The organism is Streptomyces sp. OZ13 (assembly GCF_052068155.1).
Classification (GTDB): Bacteria; Actinomycetota; Actinomycetes; order Streptomycetales; family Streptomycetaceae; genus Streptomyces.
Genome location: NZ_JBQHCZ010000021.1, coordinates 1 through 19,106, shown reverse-complemented (window position 1 = coordinate 19,106; position 19,106 = coordinate 1). Strand labels below are relative to the sequence as shown.

Annotated in this window: 14 protein-coding genes; 5 read left to right on the top strand and 9 right to left on the bottom strand. The window is 69.5% G+C overall.

Annotated elements, in window-relative coordinates; all coding sequences use genetic code 11:
- Nucleotides 1-20 precede the first annotated feature (20 nt).
- Nucleotides 21-821: a DUF4190 domain-containing protein gene (locus ACTMTU_RS32330; protein WP_441266989.1), complete on the top strand. Its 801-nt coding sequence runs from the start codon at nt 21-23 to the stop codon at nt 819-821.
- Between the two features lie 133 nt (nt 822-954).
- On the opposite strand, the gene ACTMTU_RS32325 is transcribed toward ACTMTU_RS32330, so the two are convergent.
- Together ACTMTU_RS32325 and ACTMTU_RS32320 are read right to left on the bottom strand one after the other, a co-directional pair.
- Nucleotides 955-1,701, bottom strand: coding sequence for an N-acetyltransferase (locus tag ACTMTU_RS32325; protein WP_441266988.1), 747 nt, complete (start codon nt 1,699-1,701; stop codon nt 955-957).
- Nucleotides 1,702-1,790: 89 nt separating this feature from the next.
- Complete coding sequence (locus ACTMTU_RS32320) at nt 1,791-2,561, bottom strand: HNH endonuclease family protein (RefSeq protein WP_441266987.1); 771 nt, start codon at nt 2,559-2,561, stop codon at nt 1,791-1,793.
- 467 nt (nt 2,562-3,028) lie between these two features.
- Here ACTMTU_RS32320 and ACTMTU_RS32315 point away from each other — a divergent pair, with 467 nt between their 5' ends.
- Nucleotides 3,029-4,075 carry an SGNH/GDSL hydrolase family protein gene (locus tag ACTMTU_RS32315; protein WP_441266986.1) on the top strand — a complete coding sequence of 349 codons (1,047 nt, stop codon included), beginning with the start codon at nt 3,029-3,031 and terminating at the stop codon, nt 4,073-4,075.
- A 106-nt stretch (nt 4,076-4,181) separates the two neighbouring features.
- Here the strand turns inward: ACTMTU_RS32315 and mfd are convergent, their stop codons facing one another.
- From mfd to ACTMTU_RS32300, 3 genes are all read right to left on the bottom strand, one after another.
- The gene (mfd, locus tag ACTMTU_RS32310) at nt 4,182-7,715 is read right to left on the bottom strand and encodes a transcription-repair coupling factor (protein ID WP_441266985.1); all 3,534 of its coding nucleotides are present in this window, start codon (nt 7,713-7,715) and stop codon (nt 4,182-4,184) included.
- Between the two features lie 245 nt (nt 7,716-7,960).
- Nucleotides 7,961-10,531: an ABC transporter permease gene (locus ACTMTU_RS32305; RefSeq protein ID WP_441266984.1), complete on the bottom strand. Its 2,571-nt coding sequence runs from the start codon at nt 10,529-10,531 to the stop codon at nt 7,961-7,963.
- Nucleotides 10,528-11,316: an ABC transporter ATP-binding protein gene (locus ACTMTU_RS32300; RefSeq protein WP_441266983.1), complete on the bottom strand. Its 789-nt coding sequence runs from the start codon at nt 11,314-11,316 to the stop codon at nt 10,528-10,530. The genes ACTMTU_RS32305 and ACTMTU_RS32300 overlap by 4 nt, the downstream gene beginning before the upstream one ends.
- A gap of 387 nt (nt 11,317-11,703) precedes the next feature.
- Between ACTMTU_RS32300 and ACTMTU_RS32295 the strand changes: the two genes are divergently transcribed.
- The 3 genes from ACTMTU_RS32295 (at nt 11,704) to ACTMTU_RS32285 (ending at nt 15,603) form a co-directional block, all read left to right on the top strand.
- Nucleotides 11,704-13,227: an MFS transporter gene (locus tag ACTMTU_RS32295; protein WP_441266982.1), complete on the top strand. Its 1,524-nt coding sequence runs from the start codon at nt 11,704-11,706 to the stop codon at nt 13,225-13,227.
- 304 nt (nt 13,228-13,531) lie between these two features.
- Nucleotides 13,532-14,005 (top strand): DUF485 domain-containing protein, encoded by a 474-nt coding sequence (locus ACTMTU_RS32290; protein WP_441266981.1) that lies wholly within the window; start codon nt 13,532-13,534, stop codon nt 14,003-14,005.
- Complete coding sequence (locus ACTMTU_RS32285) at nt 14,002-15,603, top strand: sodium/solute symporter (protein WP_441266980.1); 1,602 nt, start codon at nt 14,002-14,004, stop codon at nt 15,601-15,603. The genes ACTMTU_RS32290 and ACTMTU_RS32285 overlap by 4 nt, the downstream gene beginning before the upstream one ends.
- Before the next feature lie 67 nt (nt 15,604-15,670).
- Here ACTMTU_RS32285 and ACTMTU_RS32280 read toward each other — a convergent pair whose 3' ends face one another.
- The 4 genes from ACTMTU_RS32280 to ACTMTU_RS32265 are packed head-to-tail and all read right to left on the bottom strand — an operon-like array spanning nt 15,671 to nt 18,566.
- Nucleotides 15,671-16,090 carry a contact-dependent growth inhibition system immunity protein gene (locus ACTMTU_RS32280; protein ID WP_441266979.1) on the bottom strand — a complete coding sequence of 140 codons (420 nt, stop codon included), beginning with the start codon at nt 16,088-16,090 and terminating at the stop codon, nt 15,671-15,673.
- Nucleotides 16,091-16,101: 11 nt separating this feature from the next.
- Nucleotides 16,102-16,401 (bottom strand): RNase A-like domain-containing protein, encoded by a 300-nt coding sequence (locus ACTMTU_RS32275; RefSeq protein WP_441266978.1) that lies wholly within the window; start codon nt 16,399-16,401, stop codon nt 16,102-16,104.
- A 15-nt stretch (nt 16,402-16,416) separates the two neighbouring features.
- Entirely contained in the window at nt 16,417-16,974 is a 558-nt protein-coding gene (locus tag ACTMTU_RS32270) for a hypothetical protein (protein WP_441266977.1), read from the bottom strand.
- Nucleotides 16,975-17,003: 29 nt separating this feature from the next.
- The gene (locus tag ACTMTU_RS32265) at nt 17,004-18,566 is read right to left on the bottom strand and encodes an RNase A-like domain-containing protein (protein WP_441266976.1); all 1,563 of its coding nucleotides are present in this window, start codon (nt 18,564-18,566) and stop codon (nt 17,004-17,006) included.
- Between the last annotated feature and the right edge of the window lie 540 nt (nt 18,567-19,106).

Sequence of the window (19,106 nt, the reverse complement as noted above, 5' to 3'; positions counted from 1 at the left end):
ACAAACAATGGGGGGGACCCATGTCGCAGTACACCCAGCCGCAACCGGGCCAGTTCGCAGCGCCGACCCCGGCGCGCAACGGCCTCGGTACGGCCGCCCTGGTGCTCGGAATCATCGGCCTTGTCTTCGCGATCATCCCGTTCCTGTTCTGGATCGGCACGATCCTCTGCCTGATCGCACTGATCCTCGGCATCGTCGGCCGGGGCCGCGCCAAGCGCGGCGAGGCCACGAACAAGGGCGTCGCGCTCGCCGGCACCGTGCTGGGCCTGCTCGGGATCGTCGTCAGCGTGATCATCGGAATCGTCACGGTGATGGCGGTGGACGACGCGGTCGACGAGATCAACAAGGCCGTCGAGAACACCGCGCCCAAGGACACCACCGCCGGTGGCACCGACGGTGCGGCGGAGGGTGACGCGCCGAAGGAGGAGGGCAAGTCCCTCGCCGCGGACGAGACCTCCGTCTACGACGACGACGTGCAGGTCACCGTCTCCGCGCCCAAGCCGTACACGCCCGGCGAGTTCGCGATCGGCCACACCAAGGGCAACAAGGCCTACCAGGTGACGATCACCATCGAGAACGCCGGCAAGGAGAAGTTCGACACGAGCCTCGTCACCGCCGACGCCCGCGCCGGCAAGGACGGTGTGACCGCCGAGCAGATCTTCGACGACAAGGCGGGCACCGGCTTCGAGGGCACGATCCTGCCTGGCAAGAAGGCCACGGTCACGTTCGCCTTCGACGCCCCCGCCGACGCGAAGAACCTTACGGTCGAGGTCTCCCCGGGCTTCGACTACGACGCCTCGCAGTGGGAGCTGACCCTCTGACACCCGCGGCAGACGCGGCACGCACAAGGAGCCGGGAGCGGCCCGCCGGAAAGGCGGGCCGGCCCCGGCTTCTGCCGTCCCGTCCAGGGGCACCCGGGGACCGCCCGGCCGGCGGTCCCCGCAGCCACCGCTCTCACACCTGGTGGCGTACCCAGACGTTCGGCTCGACGTACACCGCGTAACCCCGTTCCGTCTCGCAGTGCACGGGCACCAGCGCGCCCGGGACCTCGACCCGGCCCGTGGTGTCGAACGGGAGCCCCGTCCACTTGCGCCACTGCTCCAGCGATCCGGTGACCGTCATCGACGTCGGGGCCACCTTCTCGATGACACCGCCGGCCCGGACGTGGACGCGCAGCCACGGGTCGTGCGGCAGCCCGTCCGCCTCGCGGGTGCGGTACGCGTACTCGCTCATCAGCGCCGACGGCTCGGCGCTCTTGGCGCTCGGCCGCACCGGCGCGATCAGCTCGGCGAAACCCCGGCGGCGTGCGTTGTCCCGCATCGCCGCGAGGAGCCGGCCCGATATGCCTTGGCCCTGGCTCTCCTTGGCGACCGTGATCTCGATGGCGCTCATCGTGTCCGGCTTCCGGCCGTGCCGCAGGTCCGAGAAGGCCCAGAGCATCACCTGGTCCCAGCCGCCCGCGGGCAGTTCCCGGCGCCCGTCCACGTCCATGGCCACCGGCACGCTGAACGCCCGCCCGACGACCTTCCCTTCGCCGTCCGTCGCGACCAGCACGTACTCGGGGAGTTCGCCCACGATGCGCCCGATGTAGGCCCAGCCGACGGGGTCGTTGACAAGAAACTCCGCCCAGGTGTCGATCATCTGCCACATGGGGCCCTGCAGTTCCGGCCGCTCGGCCAGAGTCGTGATCTCAAGATCCATGGCGCCAGGCTAACCACGCCCGCGCCCGGACCCCAGTGGTTAAACGGCCTCCGCCGTTCCGCCCGGCCGATTCCCCCGAGCCGTCGGGGTCACCCTCCGCACTGGGCGAGCATGATCCGCTTGTCCGCAGCGGTCACCGGCAGCTCGTACTTGACCGCGACCTGCGCGAAGCGCACCGCGTAGGAGCAGCGGACGGGCTTGCTGGGCGGCAGCCACGACGCCGGGCCCGAGTCGCTCTTGGCGCTGTTGGCGCGGCCCTCCACGGGCAGCAGGTTCAGCGGGTCGTTGGCCAGTCGGCGCCGCTTGGCCTCGTCCCAGCGGGCCGCGCCCATCTGCCAGCTGTACGACAGCGGAACGACATGGTCTATCTGCACCTCGGCGGCGTCCTGCTTGCGCCACTCGATGGTCCTGCCGGTGTACGGATCGTGGATGGTCATCGCCACGACGACGCAGTCGGAGCCGTCGCGGAAGGCCAGTTCCTTCCCGTCGCGGGCGAGGAGGTCGTTCCTCGTGTCGCAGCCGTTCCTGGCCAGGGGGACTCCGTCGGCCGTGTCCATCCAGGCGTAGCCGTACTCGTCGCGGTCGTAACCGGTCTTCGGGCCGCGGCCCTTCGTGGTCACCTCGCCGATCAGCTCGCGGGCGGCTGTCCGCTCCTCCTCGGTGACGAGGGCGGCGAGACCCGGCTCCGTGCCGCGCGGGTTGGCGAGCGGACTCGTGCCGCCGGCGGCCGGTGCGGCCTGTGAAGGGCCCCCGCCGCCCTCTGCGCCGCCCCCGTCGATGCCGATACCGTCGCAACCGGTGAGCAGCAGCGCCGCGAGCAGCACCGCCGTCCCTCGCCCGACCACCCCGTGTCTGTTCACCGTCCGTACGGTACTGCCGCGCCCGGGCCGTGCCGACAGTCAGGGTGTCCCCGTTCCGGTGGCGGACCGGTGCCGAGCGCCGCCTCCGTGGCCGCGGCCCGTTCCGCGCCGCGCAACTGCCTTGGGAATAGCGTGAGTCGATCACCGCTTGACGCCTGCGTGGGCGCGCTTTCATCACCTCGCGCATCGGAACGGGAAAAGGGGCGGGACACATGACAGGACGTACGACACCGACGAACTCCTGACGGCGCACCGGCGTCGCGCTGCTGGCCGCGACGGCCCTCGTCGTTCTTCCGGTCGTCGGCACGCAAGGAGGGGCCGCCACCGGCGCCGCCGCGGCAGCGGAGAGCGGCAGCCGTACCTGGCACGGCGGTTGGGCGGCCTCTCCGCAGCCGCCGACCGCTCCGTTCGCTCCCAACTGGTCGGAGCAGGGCTTCTCGGACCACACGGTCCGGCAGGTCGTCCGGGTGAGCACCGGCGGCACCAGGGCCCGCATCGAGCTGTCGAACCGGTACGGGAAGACCCCGCTGCGGATCACCGGCGCGACGGCCGCCCGCACCGGCGAAGGCGCGTCCGTCGAACCCGGCTCGGTCCGCAGGCTGACCTTCGGCAAGGGCGGATCCGTGACGGTCCCGGCCGGCGGCACGGTCCACAGCGACGGCGTGCCGCTCAAGGTCGCGCCCCTGGAGTCGGTGACGGTCACGCTCTACCTGGCGGAGCCGACCGGACCTGCCACCTTCCACTCGTTCGCCTCCGCCACCAGCTACCGGGCGGACGGGGACCACCGGTACGACCGGAGCGGATCGGCGTTCAAGGAGACCAGCGACTCCTGGTACTTCCTCTCCGGCGTCGAGGTGAGCGGCGGGACCGCCGCCCGCAGGGACGCCGTCGTCGCCTTCGGCGACTCCATCACCGACGGCGTCGGCTCCGGCCTCGACGCCGACAACCGCTACCCGGACGAGCTGGCCGAGCGTTTCGCGGCCGCCGGCGAGCCCCGCGGCGTCCTCAACCACGGCATCGGCGGCAACCAGGTCACCAACGACACGGTCTGGGCCGGTGAGAAGGGGGTCACCCGTTTCAAGCTCGACGCGCTGAGCGAGCCGAACGTCGGCACGATCGTCGTCCTCGAGGGCATCAACGACTTCGGCGGCAGCGACTGGGAGGGCTTCCCCGGCGGGCCGACTCCCGAGGTGTCGGTCGACCGGTTGATCGAGGGGCACCGCTCGCTGATCCGCGAGGCGCACGCCAAGGGCATCAAGGTGATCGGCGCGACGCTGACGCCGACCAAGGGGTCCTCGTACTACACCCCGGTCAACGAGGCCAAGCGCGAGGCGTTCAACCACTGGATCCGGACGTCCGGCGCGTACGACGCCGTGGTCGACTTCGACCGCGCGCTGGCCGACCCCGCCGACCCGGACCGCATCCTCCCCGCCTACGACTCGGGCGACCATCTGCACCCGGGCGACGCCGGATACCGTGCGATGGCACAGGCGCTGGACCTCGACGCGTTCTGACCCGCTTCACCGGCGCCGGCCGTGCCCCACCCGGGCACAGCCGGCGCCGTGTCCGGGCGGACCGGTGCCGTGTCCGGGCCGGTGTCCGCGTCCGCGTCCGCGTCCGCTACGAGCCGAGGATGGTCGTCAGGAACTCGCCCGTCCACGCCAGCAGTTCGCGGCCCACCACCGGCTTGCCGCCGATCTTGCCGGACGTCGGGCGCGGCACCAGGATCTGGTGGACGGCCGGCTTGATGACCGTGCGCGGATGGAGCCGCTTGAGGCGCAGTTCCTGGGACTCGCGCAACTCCACCGGCGCGAAGCGGATGTTGGAGCCCTGGAGCACGATCTCGCCGACGCCGCACGCACGGGCGAGCATCCGCAGACCCGCGACCAGCAGCAGGTTCTCCACGGGCTCCGGCAGCTTGCCGTAGCGGTCGGTGAGCTCCTCGCGGACCGCCTTGATGTCCTCCTCCGAGTTAGCGGAGGCGATCGCCCGGTACGCCTGGAGCCGCAGCCGCTCGCCGGGAGCGTAGTCGTGCGGGACGTGCGCGTCGACGGGGAGCTCGATCTTGACCTCGAGCGGGGGCTCCTCCTCCACGCCGCCCTCCAGCGAGGCGCGGTAGTCGGCCACCGCCTCGCCGACCATGCGGACGTACAGGTCGAAGCCGACGCCGGCGATGTGGCCGGACTGCTCGCCGCCGAGCAGGTTGCCGGCACCGCGGATCTCGAGGTCCTTCATCGCGACGTACATGCCCGCGCCCATCTCGGTGTGCTGGGCGATCGTGGCGAGACGCTCGTGCGCGGTCTCCGTGAGCGGCTTCTCCGGCGGGTAGAGGAAGTAGGCGTACCCCCGCTCCCGGCTCCGCCCGACCCGGCCGCGCAACTGATGCAGCTGCGAGAGGCCGAAGTTGTCGCCGCGCTCCACGATGAGGGTGTTGGCGTTGGCGATGTCGATACCGGACTCGACGATCGTCGTGGAGACCAGCACGTCGAACTTCTTCTCCCAGAAGTCCACGACGACCTGCTCCAGCGCCGACTCCGACATCTGGCCGTGCGCGGTGGCGATGCGCGCCTCGGGGACGATCTCGCGCAGCCGGGCCGCGGCCCTGTCGATCGACTCGACACGGTTGTGGATGTAGAAGACCTGGCCCTCGCGCAGCAGTTCACGCCGTACGGCGGCGCCGATCTGCTTCTCCTCGTACGGGCCGACGAAGGTGAGCACCGGGTGCCGCTCCTCCGGCGGGGTGGTGATCGTCGACATCTCGCGGATGCCGGTCACCGCCATCTCCAGCGTGCGGGGGATGGGTGTGGCGGACATGGTCAGGACGTCCACGTCGGCCCGCAGCTTCTTCAGCTGCTCCTTGTGCTCGACACCGAAGCGCTGTTCCTCGTCGACGATGACGAGACCGAGGTCCTTGAACTTGGTCTCGGAGGAGAAGAGGCGGTGTGTGCCGATCACGATGTCGACCGAGCCGTCCCGGAGCCCTTCGAGGGTCGCCTTCGCGTCGGCGTCCGACTGGAAACGCGACAACGCCCGGGTGACCACGGGGAACTGGGAGTACCGCTCGGAGAAGGTCCCGAAGTGCTGCTGGACGAGGAGTGTCGTGGGGACGAGGACGGCGACCTGCTTGCCGTCCTGGACCGCCTTGAAGGCGGCACGGACCGCGATCTCCGTCTTGCCGTAGCCGACGTCGCCGCAGATCAGCCGGTCCATCGGGACCGTCTTCTCCATGTCCTCCTTGACCTCGGCGATCGTGGAGAGCTGGTCGGGGGTCTCCACGTAGGGGAAGGCGTCCTCCAGCTCCCGCTGCCACGGGGTGTCCGGGCCGAAGGCATGGCCGGGGGCGGCCATCCGCGCCGAGTACAGCTTGATCAGGTCCGCAGCGATCTCCTTGACCGCCTTCTTCGCGCGCGCCTTGGTCTTCGTCCAGTCAGCGCCGCCGAGCCGGTGCAGCGTCGGGGCCTCACCGCCGACGTACTTGGTGACCTGCTCCAACTGGTCGGTGGGGATGTAGAGGCGGTCACCGGGCTGGCCGCGCTTGGCGGGGGCGTACTCGACGAGCAGGTACTCGCGGGTCGCGCCCTGGACCGTGCGCTGCACCATCTCCAGGTAGCGGCCCACGCCGTGCTGCTCGTGGACGATGTAGTCGCCGGCCTCGAGGGTCAGCGGGTCGATCGTCTTGCGGCGTCTGGTCGGCATCCGCTGACCGTCCTTGCCGGCCGCCTTCTGGCCGGTCAGGTCGGTCTCGGTGAGGACCGCGAGCTTGAGCCCCGGGTCGACGAAGCCGTAGTCGATGGAACCGCAGGCGACGTGGACGACCGACGGCGTGATCTCGGCCAGGTCGGCGTCCAGCCGTGCCGCGATGCCCTCGCTCCCCAGCACCTCCACCGTGCGGGAGGCCGGGCCGTGCGCCTCCGTCACGAACACGGTGCGCCAGCCGTCGGCGAGCCAGCCCTTGGTGTCGGCGAGCGCGCGGGCGGTGTCACCGCGGTACGTGTCCGGGGCGTGCATGCCGAGCTTGACGGTGTCGTCCTCCTGGTCGGAGGCGTCCGCCGCGAACGGGGACACGGACCACCACATCATCCCCAGCTCGCGCGCCCGGTCCCGCACGTCCGCGATGCCCCACAGCGAGGCCGCACCGACGTCGATCGGGGCCTCGCCTCCGCCCGCCGTGGCGGCCCACGACGCCTGGAGGAACTCCTGCGACGTCGCCACCAGGTCCGCCGCCCGTGTCCGCACCCGCTCCGGGTCGCACACCACGGCCATCGAGCCCTGCGGCAGCACGTCCAGCAGCAGCTCCATGTCGTCGACGAGGACCGGCGCGAGGGACTCCATGCCCTCCACGGCGATGCCCTCGGCGATCTTGCCGAGCAGTTCGCCCAGCTCGGGGTGGGCCTCCGCGAGGGCGGCCGCCCGCTGCCGCACCTCGGCGGTCAGCAGCAGCTCGCGGCAGGGCGGGGCCCACAGTCCGTGCTCCGCGACCTCCAGGGAGCGCTGGTCGGCGACCTTGAAGTAGCGGATCTCCTCGACGTCGTCGCCCCAGAACTCCACCCGAAGGGGGTGCTCCTCGGTCGGCGGGAAGACGTCCAGGATCCCGCCGCGCACGGCGAACTCGCCGCGCTTCTCGACCAGTTCCACCCGCGAGTAGGCGGCCGCGGCAAGCCCTTCGACGACCTCGTTCAGATCGGCCTGCTGCCCGGTGCGCAGCGCCACGGGCTCAAGGTCGCCCAGCCCTTTGACCTGCGGCTGGAGCACGGACCGTACGGGCGCGACCACGACCTGGACGGGCCCTGCCGCCGGGTCGTCGGAGGACGGGTGGGCGAGGCGGCGCAGCACGGCCAGGCGGCGGCCGACGGTGTCGGAGCGGGGCGACAGCCGCTCGTGCGGAAGCGTCTCCCACGCCGGGTACTCGACGACGCCCTCGCCCGGCAGCAGCGACCGCAGCGCGGCGGCCAGGTCCTCGGCCTCCCGGCCGGTGGCGGTGACGGCCAGCACGGTGCGGCCGGCGTCGCGGGCCAGGGCGGCCACGGCGAAGGGCCGCGCCGCGGGCGGCCCCACCAGGTCCACGTGCGTACGGCGGCCGTCGCCGGCCGCCTTGACCGCTTCGGCGAGCGCCGGGTCACGTACGACGGCGTCCAGCAGACCGTGCAGGCTCATGAAGGGGTTCCGTCCAGGGAGCAAGGGGGTGGACAACGCGATGCGCCCGACACGTCGTACGGGCCGGGGGTCTCCAGACTACGTCCTGCCGATGTCACTCGCGCGAGCGAACGGCTTCCCTCCGGCGTCCCGCGCTCCCGGCAGCGCGAAGGCAGCGGGAAGGCCCCGGGCGTCCTTGGCGGACACCCGGGGCCGTTCGGTGTGCGGGTGGGACCGGACCCCCGTACCCGTCCCACCGGTGGCCGCTACTCCGTCGCGATCGCGTTCAGGACGTTCATCCGGCCCGCCCGGAAGGCCGGCACCAGGGCCGCGAACAGGCCCACGAACGCCGAGCCCACGAAGACCGTGATGATCGTCGGCCACGGGATCTCCAGGACGCCCAGTCCCTCCAGCGCCAGCAGCTGCTGGGCGGAGGTGCCCCAGCCCATGCCCAGGCCGAGTCCGAGCAGCGCTCCGAAGAGGGCGATGACCACCGACTCGAGGCGGATCATGCGGCGCAGCTGGCGGCGCGAGAGGCCGATGGCCCGCATCAGGCCGATCTCCCTGGTCCGCTCGACCACCGACAGGGCCAGGGTGTTCACCACGCCGAGGATCGCGACGATGATCGCGAGCGCCAGCAGGCCGTAGACGATGTTGAGCAGCTGTCCGATCTGGTCCTTCAGGTCCTGCTTGAAGTCGGTCTGGTTCTGCACCTTGTACTGCGGGTACTCGGCGAGCGACTTCTTCAGCGCGGTGTACGCCTCCTTCTCCTGGCCGTCGACCGCCTTGGCGAACATGATCATGTTCTCGGGCATCTTCTCGGCCGGGACGTACTGCGCGGCGGTCGTGATGTTCAGGTACATCGCGCCCTTGTCGACGTTGGTGTCGTCGGAGGTGATCGCGGCGACCTTCAGATCGGCGGGGCTGCCGTTCTTGAAGTCGACCTTGATCGTGTCGCCGACCTTCACGCCGCGCTTCTCCGCGTAGTCGCTGCCGACGGACATCGCGTCCTTGCCGTACGCGGCGGAGAGCTCGCCCGCCACCGTCTCGCGGCGCAGGTCCTCGGCGTACGTCGGGTCCGCGGCGACCAGTTGCAGGTCCTCCGCCGTACCGTCGGGGGCGGTGATCTTCGCGTCGACGCCCTTGTACTCGGTGACGTGCTCGAGGCCCGGCGTCTTCTTCAGGGCCTCCTGCGCCTGCGGCACGATCGGGCCCATGGTGGCGGACTGCACGATGAAGTCGGCGCCCACCGACTTGTCGAGTTCCTCCGTCGCCGAGGCCACCATCGAGGAGCCGACCACCGACAGGCAGGCCACCAGGGCGAGGCCGATCATCAGGGCGGCGCCGGTCGCTCCCGTACGGCGCGGGTTGCGCAGCGCGTTGCGCTCGGCCATCCGGCCCACCGGGCCGAACATCCGCAGCACCAGGGCGCTGATCACCCGCACCACACCGCCCGCCAGGAGCGGGCCGACCACGACGAAGCCGATCAGGGACAGCACCACACCGAGGCCGAGGAACATCGACCCCTCGCTCGCCTTCTCCGCCTGCGTGGCGACCAGCAGAGCCGCGGCGCCGGCGCCGGTGAGCACGAGGCCGATGCCACCGCGGATCCATCCGGCCCTGCCGTCGGCCGGCATGCCCGAGTCGCGCAGCGCCGCCATGGGCGAGACCTTGCCGGCACGGCGCGCCGGGATGTAGGCGGCGAGGACGGTGACGACGATGCCGAGCACCATGCCGACCACCGGGGTCGTCCACTTGACGGTCAGATCGTCGGTGGAGAGGTTCATGCCGACCGCGGACATCATCTTCATCAGCCCGACGGCCAGCCCCACACCGGCGGCCACACCGGCGATCGAGCCGACCAGGCCCAGCAGCAGCGCCTCGATGAGCACGGAGCGGTTGACCTGCTTGCGGCTCGACCCGATGGCGCGCATCAGGCCGATCTCCCGGGTGCGCTGGGCGACCAGCATCGAGAAGGTGTTGACGATCAGGAAGATGCCGACGAGGAAGGCGATCCCGGCGAAGCCGAGCATCGCGTACTTCATCACGTCGAGGAACGAGCCGACCTCCTCGCGACCGGCGTCCGCCGCTTCCTCGGCGGTCTGCAGCTTGTACGGCTGCTCCAGCGCGGAAGCCAGGTTCCTCTTCAGCGCCTCGTCGCTGACGCCCTCGTCGGCGACGACCATGACGTTGGTGAACAACCCCTCTTTGCCCAGCAGTTCACGCTGAGCGGTGGCGGTGTCGTAGAAGACGACGGCGGCACCGGGGTTGGTGACCTTGAAGGACGCGATGCCGGTGATCTTCGCGGTGAAGTCTCCGGTGACGGCGATGGTCCGCAGCTCGTCGCCCAGCTTCAGCTTGTGCTTGTCGGCCGTGTCGGCGTCGACCATGACCTCGGTGGGGCCGCGGGGGGCGTGGCCCGAGGCGATCTCCATCGACTTGAGGTCGTTCTTGGTCCAGTTGGCCGCGATCGTCGGGGCGCCGGTCGTGGAGCCCATGTTCTTGTTCTCGGAGTCGACGACGGTGACGCTCATGCTGGACACGGCGCCCTCGGCGGACTTCACGCCCTCGACCTTGCCGACCTCGTCGACGAGGGACGCGGGCAGCGACTCCGGCCTGCCGGTCGCCGGGGCCTCCGTGTCCTCGGCGCCCTTGGGGCTGACGGTCACGTCCGCGGAGGAGACGGCGAAGAGCTTGTCGAACGTGGTGTTCATGGTGTCGGTGAACACGAGCGTGCCCGACACGAAGGCCACCGACAGCAGCACCGCGACGGCCGAGAGGGCCATACGCCCCTTGTGCGCGAAGAAGTTGCGCAGAGAGGTCCTGAAGACGGTCATGACGTCCGCCCGCGCGCGTCGAAGTCCTTCATGCGGTCGAGGACGGCCTCCGCGGTCGGCCGGAGCATCTCGTCGACGATGCGTCCGTCGGCGAGGTACAGCACGCGGTCCGCGTAGGAGGCGGCGACCGGGTCGTGCGTGACCATCACGATGGTCTGGCCCAGCTCGTCGACCGACGTACGGAGGAAGCCGAGCACTTCGGCTCCCGCCCGCGAGTCCAGGTTCCCGGTGGGCTCGTCACCGAAGATGATCTCGGGCCGGGCGGCGAGGGCGCGGGCGACGGCGACGCGCTGCTGCTGGCCCCCGGAGAGCTCGGTGGGCCGGTGCTTGAGGCGCTCGCCCAGTCCGACCGTCTCCACGACCCGGTTCAGCCAGGCTGCGTCGGGCTTGCGGCCGGCGATGTCCATGGGGAGGGTGATGTTCTCCAGGGCGTTCAGCGTCGGCAGCAGGTTGAACGCCTGGAAGATGAAGCCGATCCGGTCCCGGCGCAGCTGGGTGAGCTTCTTGTCCTTCAGGCCGGTGATCTCGGTGTCGTCGAGGAAGATCTGCCCCGAGGTGACGGTGTCGAGACCGGCCAGACAGTGCATGAGGGTCGACTTGCCGGAGCCCGACGGGCCCATGATGGCCGTGAACTGCCCGCGGGCGATGTCCACATCAACGTGATCGAGCGCGACGACACGGGTCTCCCCGGCGCCGTACGCCTTGACGACCTGCCGCCCCCGTGCGGCGACGGCCGTGCGCCCTCCGGTCTCCCCGGGTGCGGGGGTGGTTACAGCCGTAGTCACGGTAGGTCTCCTAGCTCTGGGGAAATCTGCGGTCTGGTTCCGGCGAACGGCGTCGCCGCGGGTATGTGTCGAGTCTTCCGACGGAAGTGGTCCGGCGCGCTGGTGCGCAGCGCAGTCTTGGTCCGGGGGTTTTCCCCACCCCCGGCGGAACTGCGTCGGCTGCGGGCCTCCGCTGCGGCCGTAAGAACAAGTTAAGGAACGGGACCGGGCCTCCACGTCGTCCGCCGGGACGAACGTCCCCCCGGCAGAAGTAAGGAGGAGCCCCTAGGGGGACTCCACCGACGGGTGGACCCGGCGTACGACGAGACTGCACCCTCCCCCTGCGTCAGCCTCAAGTGAGAAGGTGTCCCAGGAAATAGATGCATGCGGAAAGGACTTGGGGCAGCGATGGGGAGCACCGGCCGCACGGAACGCCTGTCCGGAGCTGAGGCGGTCCCGGCCGCACCCCGCGGACGGGCCCCCGTCGTCGCGGCACTCATGCTGGGCATGGCGCTGGCCGCGCTCGACGGGACGGTCGTCTCGACCGCCGTGCCCCAGATCGTCGGAGACCTGGGCGGCTTCGCCGTCTTCTCCTGGCTCTTCTCCGGCTACCTCCTCGCCGTCACCGTCACCCTCCCCGTGTACGGCAAGCTCTCCGACACCTTCGGCCGCAAGCCCGTCCTCGTCGCCGGCATCATCCTGTTCCTGCTGGGCTCCCTGCTGTGCGCCGTCGCCTGGAACATGGCCGCGCTCATCGCCTTCCGCGTCGTCCAGGGCCTCGGCGGCGGGGCGCTCCAGGGCACGGTGCAGACCATCGCCGCGGACCTCTACCCGCTGAAGGAACGCCCCAGGATCCAGGCCCGGCTGTCGACGGTCTGGGCGACGGCGGCCGTGGCCGGCCCCGCGGTCGGCGGGCTGCTCGCCGGTTACGCGGACTGGCGCTGGATCTTCCTCGTCAATCTGCCGGTCGGCGCGGTCGCGCTCTTCCTCGTCGCCCGCTACTTCGTGGAACCGGCCCGCCCCGCCCCCGCATCCCGCCCCCGCGTCGACTGGGCCGGGGCGCTGTGCGTCTTCGCGACGGGCGCCCTGCTCCTCACCGCGCTCGTCCAGGGCGGCACCGCGTGGCCCTGGCTCTCCGCGCCCTCGTTGGCGCTGTTCGGCGGGGGCGCCGTCCTGGTCGCGGTCACCGTCGTCGTCGAACGCCGCGCTGCGGAACCGATCATCCCGGGCTGGGTCTGGCGTCGCCGCACCATCGCCGCGGTGAACCTGGCGCTCGGCGCGCTGGGCCTGCTGATGGTCGCACCGACCGTCTTCCTGCCCACCTACGCCCAGTCCGTGCTCGGCCTCGGCCCGATCGCCGCGGGATTCGTCCTGTCGGTGATGACGCTGAGCTGGCCGGTCAGCGCCGCCTTGTCCGACCGGGTCTACAACCGCATCGGGTTCCGGCTGACGGCGATCCTCGGCATCGCCGGGGCCATGCTCGTCCTGTTGTCCTTCCCGCTGCTGCCGTTCCCCGGCGAGCCGTGGCAGCCGGCTCTCGCGATGCTGCTGCTCGGCGCGGCGCTCGGCCTGTTCCAACTCCCCCTGATCGTCGGGGTGCAGTCCACCGTCGGCTGGTCGGAGCGCGGCACCACGACCGCGTCCGTGCTTTTCTGCCGCCAGGTCGGCCAGTCCATGGGCGCGGCCCTGTTCGGCGCGGTCGCCAACGCGGTCCTGCTGGCCCGCCTCGGCGGCGGCAGCCTCGACTCCGTGTCCCACGCCCTGGAGCACCCGGGCACGCTGACGACCGACGCCGCCGACGGCCTGCGGCGGGCGGTGGACGCCGCGGTCGACCACGTCTACCTGGGGGCGGCGGCAGCGGCGGGGGCCGCGCTGCTGGTCCTGGTCCTCATGGCGCCGAAGCGGTTCCCGGTCCGGCCGGACGCGGACTGACCGCGCGCCGCCCGCACGGCGGTCTCGCGTCCGCGGCACACGGCGTCGGCCTTTGCGTGGGTGTCGAGGCGGCGGTCGCGGCGTAGTGCCCTCCCCCGTGACGGCGCAGGCGATTTCCGGCCATCAGGGTCAAGGGCGACGTTTCACCGCGGGTTACCGCCGGTCCGTTCGCTCCTGCACAGGATCGTCACCGAACTGACATACCCGTTGGTCGGGAAGGTCTTACGCCATCGCCATACCCGTGAGTAACGTACGCGGACCACCAGCGCCACCCGCCCCCCTCGGGGCGGCAAGGAGCAAGACGATGTCGTACCACCACCAGCTCTTCCCTGATCCGCCGCCGCAGCCGCGTACCCCCGGCCGGCACCGCCAGGAGGCGGCGGACCCGGCATGGGGCTTCGAACCGCAGCCCTGGGACCGGCCGCAGGGCGCACAGCACCACCCGGCCGACGACGGGCACGGCCGCGAACTGCAAAGCCTCGGCTCGGCCTACCGCAGGCTGCGGCGCGTCTCGACGTTCACCGCCCTCGGCTACTTCGTCCTCTTCCTGCTCCTGTCCGCGTACGCCCCCTCGATGATGACCGGCGAGGTCAGCGGCGGCCTCACCACCGGACTGGTGCTGGGACTCGTCCAACTGCCCGTGGCGCTCGCCGCGATCGCCGTCTACGAACGGATCGCACGCAGGCGCGTCGACCCACTGGTCGCCTCCGTCAGGGAACGCTCCGAGCGGACGGCCCCGCACGACGGACGCCATCCGATGGGAGGTGCGCGCGCATGAACGGGTTCAGCTCCGATGCCCAGACCATGTCCCTCATGGCGTTCATCGCGGTCATCACCGTGACGCTCCTGCTGTGCGTCATGACCGGACCCGACCGGGACGACCTCGGCGAGTTCTACACCGGCTACCGCTCCCTGTCCCCTATGCAGAGCGGACTCGCCATCGCGGGCGACTACATCTCCGCCGGAACCGTGCTCGGCACCATCGGCATCATCGCGCTCCTCGGGTACGACGGCATGACCCTCACCCTGAGCACCGTGCTGTCGCTGGTCCTGATGATGTTCCTGCTCGCCGAACCCCTGCGCAACGCGGGCCGGTTCACCATGGGCGACGTCTTCGGCCGCCGCGCACCCGGCCCCGTCGTGCGGATCACCGTGGCGGCGGTCACCCTCACCGCGCTGCTGCCCCTGGTCATCTTCCAGCTTGCCGGCGCGGGCGACCTGCTCGCCGTCGTCCTCGGCTTCCACGCCGACGGCTTCAAGACCGGGGCGATCGTGTTCCTCGGCCTGCTGATGATCACGTACGCGGCGATCGGCGGCATGAAGGGCACCGCCTTCATCCAGATCGTCAAGACCGTCGTCCTGCTCGGCGCGGCCACCGTCATCGCCGTACTGATCCTCGACCGCTTCGACTTCAGCCCGCCCGTGCTGCTCGACGCCGCCAAGGAAGGCAGCGGGCTGAAGGACGCGTACCTCACCCCCGGACTCCAGTTCGCCGGCGACGAGATCGACATGATCAGCACCCAGCTGACCGTCGTGCTCGGCGCGGCGGTACTGCCCCACATCACGATGCGCATGTTCACCGCCCGCAACGCGAGGGCCGTGCGGCGCTCCATGTCCTGGGCCGTGTCGATCGTCGTCGTCACCTGCCTCCTGATCGCCGTGATCGGCTTCGGCGCGGCCGCGCTCGTCGGGCACAAGGAACTCGCCGCCGGGGACCCGCAGGGCAAGACCGCGTTCCTGATGGTCAGCCAGGCCGTCCTGGGCCCCGACCCGAACACCGTCGAGACGCTGGTGTTCACCGCCGTGGCCACCGCGATCTTCCTCACGCTGCTCGCGTCGGTCGCCGGAATCACCCTGGCCTGCGCCAACACCCTGGCCCACGACCTGATCGCGCACGGCCTGCGCGAAGCCAGGCTCACCGACCGCACCGAGATGGCCATCGCCAGGTCCGCCGCGGCGGGCGTCGGCCTGGTCGCCATCGCGATCGCCGCCGGCGCCAGGCACCTGAACCTTCAGGCCCTGCTGACCCTGTCCTTCTGCATCGGCGCGTCCGCCGTCGCACCCGCCCTCGTCTACACCCTCTTCTGGCGCCGCTACACCCGTACGGGGCTGCTCGCCACGCTCATCGTGGGAACCGTCTCCGCGCTCGTCCTGACGAGTGGGAGCAACCTGGTGTCCGGATCACCGCAGTCCGTCTTCCCCGACCAGGACTTCAACTGGTTCCCGTACACCACGGCCGGCCTGGTCTCCATCCCACTCGGCTTCCTCGCCGGCTGGCTGGCGACCGTCCTCTACGACAACGACGCGGCGACCCAGCGCCGCCACTACGAGGAACTGGAACCGACGATCCTCGCGGGCACGCCGACGAACTCCTGACCTGCACGCACGAACGAGGGCGCCCGGTCCGTGGTTCAGGGACCGGGCGCCCTCGTCTGTCCTGGGGTCAGGTGCTGCGCAGCTGCCCGGCCAGGACCACGAGCCAGGCGCCGAGGGTGTACGGCGCGGGTGGGTCGACCTCCATGCCGAGTTCGGTGACGGCCAGGGCGTAGTCGGTCTCGTCCAGGGGCAGCGTGAGCAGGTCGTGGACCTCGCCGGTCAGTTGGGCGACCAGGCCGCTGTCAGTGGTGTCCAGATAGTCCTGGACCGCGGCGTCGTGGTCCTCGAACTCGTCCGGCATGTCCTGGGAGAACCAGCCGCCGAGGAACTGGGCGAGTTCGGGGAAGCGGGCGTGCCACTCCCAGCGGGTCTGCGGGGTGGCCGGCGGCGGGGCCTGGCCGGTGTCGGCCCTGTGGCCGAGGTAGGCGCGGACGACGTGGTCCAGCTCGCCGTACTTGCGGTCGTGTTCGCGTGGCTTCAGGGACAAGGGTGGGGCCTTCAGAGGTAGATCGGGAAGGTGGCGTGGACGGTGAAGCCGTGCGGACCGGCCTCGTCGCGCTTGAGGATCACGCGGGCCGCGCGGACGTCGACCGGCTGCCGGCCGACGAGCATCATCGCCTGGAGCAGGACGCGCCCTACGGGCTCCGGGCGGGACGGCCAGGCGGCCTCGACGGTCAGCCTCTGCCGGGTCGACTGGGCCAGCCAGCGGTGGACGGCCTGCTCGTTGACGGTCACGACCTGCTGGGTCGCCCACTGGGCGGTCTCCCGGTCGGGATAGGTGGCGGTTCTGGTGCGCATGTTTGAGTTCGCCTGTCAGCTCGCGTCGAAGGACCAGAAAATGCCCACTTCGTCGTCCGTCAGAGCGACGAGTCCCAAATCAAATGGATGCTCACTGTAAGGATTGACCCATGCGGCTGATTCGAAGAAATCGTGGTCTGCGGCGTCGCGCGCGTAGCCAGAATTGGTATAGAAAGTACCCTGGCTTCCGAATCTAGAAAGAAGCGTTCGCGCCTGTTCCAGCAAAGCACTTCTCTTGTGCGAGAAGTCGTCAATTCGCGATACCCGAAACGAGTCGGCGGACATAGAAACAAGGAGCGTGGCCGCTGATTTCTCGGTGATCTCCGCCAGGCCACTGTCAAAGGACGCAGCATCTGTCGGACGGAAAGGAAAGAAAGGGCGGTCAGGAGTGTGGTCGTACTCGTCCCACCACATTGCCTCCCAACCGCGGGGGTCATTCCGCTCACGCCGAAGCGTGGCGACTGCATCGTACCGCCAGTCCGCGTGAATTCGAGCGCTGACTGCGACCACGGTGTAGGAGTCAGTGAAAAGTTGCAGTGCAGCCGTCCAGGCGCCGCGTCCAACTTCATTCACGAGCGCCCTCCTTCCAGAAGCCTAGGTACTCACTGTCTATCTTTCCCCTTGCCGGGGTCCATCGGCATGGATGTCAGGACGGTGAAAGGAGGATCAAGGTCTTCATTGTACACAAGGCGGCTTTCAATTCCTTTAACATCCCTGGCTTGGCCGGACGGAAACGGTTCTGCCTTCATCGCCTCCTTGTCGATGGCACGCCCGCTACTTTCTTCCGGGTCGGCGGGGTGGTCCACGGCGATATCCAGTCGAGCGCCCGGTGCGGGTTCCGACTCGATCCACTTCTTGATTATATCTGCATTTCTGTCTATATTGTATTGCGTGTGGCGCTGAGCGGCATCCATGTCGGTAAAGGTCGAAGCTCTGGCAGGTATTGGCTGGCCGTATTCCCATTCTGTACCAGGGCGAGGACCTTTCTTAAGGTCATCCCTAAGGCGCTGGGCAAGCTGTTCGTCGGTCAGGCCGACATGCTTGTTGACGGTATGGGAGTTCTCCATCCATTCAGAGGAAGCCAGGTCGATCTGGTAGATCCCCAGGCTGGTGTGCCCCTCCTTGGTCCAGCGGTGACGCGGTCTGAATTCGTCCATGGCGCGGGCGCCGAATGCTCGAGCTCGGGCCGCCTCCGCCTCGAAAGTCGGTGCGCTCAGGAGTGCCTCATCCAGCTCCGGCAAAAGTGCCCGTATAGATGTGGCCGCATTATGGAATGCTAAATGTTGCGCGTCCACTGCCGCATCGGCACCAGCCTTGTCCATGTGCGAGGCAAAGGTAGCAGTTATTTCACCGAAGGCCAGTGTTGCGCCGAGGCGGGTCAATTCTCCGAGGTCGAGTCCGATCGTAAGGTCCTTCAGGGTGGCGTCCGCAGCCTCTTTCGCAAGTCGCGAAGTTGTCGCAGTCGACTTGTCCGCGGCATCGGCAGCTTCATGGAAGGCATCCCGGACGGATTTTCCGGTTTTCTCCAGGACCTCAATGATGGGTCGCCGGTTCTCCGAGGGAATCCGAGGATTGGTTCGCCAGTCTCTGCCGTCTGATGAACCTTTGGGTACCGTCTCGCCGGTCTCGTCGCGGCGTTGTCCCCATGCCGTCGTGCCCCAAATCGACTGACAGAAGGCATTCATCGCCCCTTGCCATTCGCTATGACTGTTGTGGGTAAGGTACGAGATGGCGTCGCGGAAACCACCGGCGGACTTTCTCGCCTCTTTACCTGCCGATTCCCAGGCGTTTCCTATTGCACGGAGTTCGTCGGTCCAAGGCCCGGGCGTGACCTCAACCGTCTTACCCAGTCGCAGTACGTGCTCCACGGCCTCGTCGATCTGCTCAGCCAGCCAGTCAGGTCCGTTGCCAACCCACGCCAGCAATGGGCCACTGGCATCTCCGGTGCCGGTCCACTTGATCGAAGATGCGGGTCCGTACGTAACATGGCCGACCCCTATGGGCGGAGTCCGGAGGGGAGGTGCTTCGATCTGATGCCGACGATTGGATTGGCGTGAGGCCCAGTCAGCCCGCACATAGTTGTTTGCCGTCTCCGTGAGGCCGACCGCGACACCGCCAATGCTGTCGATGCACTTCGACCAGAGGTTCAGGAAGCGTTCCGCCATGTCTGCGTACGCATCGGCAAATGCGTCTGCGCCGTGGCCACGTCCTGCCACCTGCGTCTGGCTCCATCCACCGACGCCATCGACCAGGTTCAGAGCGGCTTTGTGAAAATTGAATTGTTCGTCCCGAACGAGTGCCGACGTGTAATAGACGTGTCCGGTCCTGATCTCGAACGCGCCATTTGCGTCGGGTGCGGTCGGCCTGAGCTGATCACGCTCCCACCTACGGCGCCTGGCACTCGGACGTCCGTCCCACTCTCTTGCTACGGGCGGCGGTGGGTCTTCCCGGGCGTGGAGCGATGGTTCCGGGTCGGGGACCTGCGGAGGGCCAGGAGTGGCCTCACCGGCCGGAGGTGTGGTCGACGGCGCAGGCTCGGGGACAGGCGTGCCCATCAGGCGGCTCCCCAGCCGCGCAGGACGGCGCGGTGGGCCTCTGCGTAGTTGGCGTGGCCGGTGGTGACGACCTGGATGTCCTCGAGTTCGCCGGCGGCTTCGCGCAGGGTGCTGAAGCTGACGCCGATGTAGTCGTCTGCCATGTGTGGT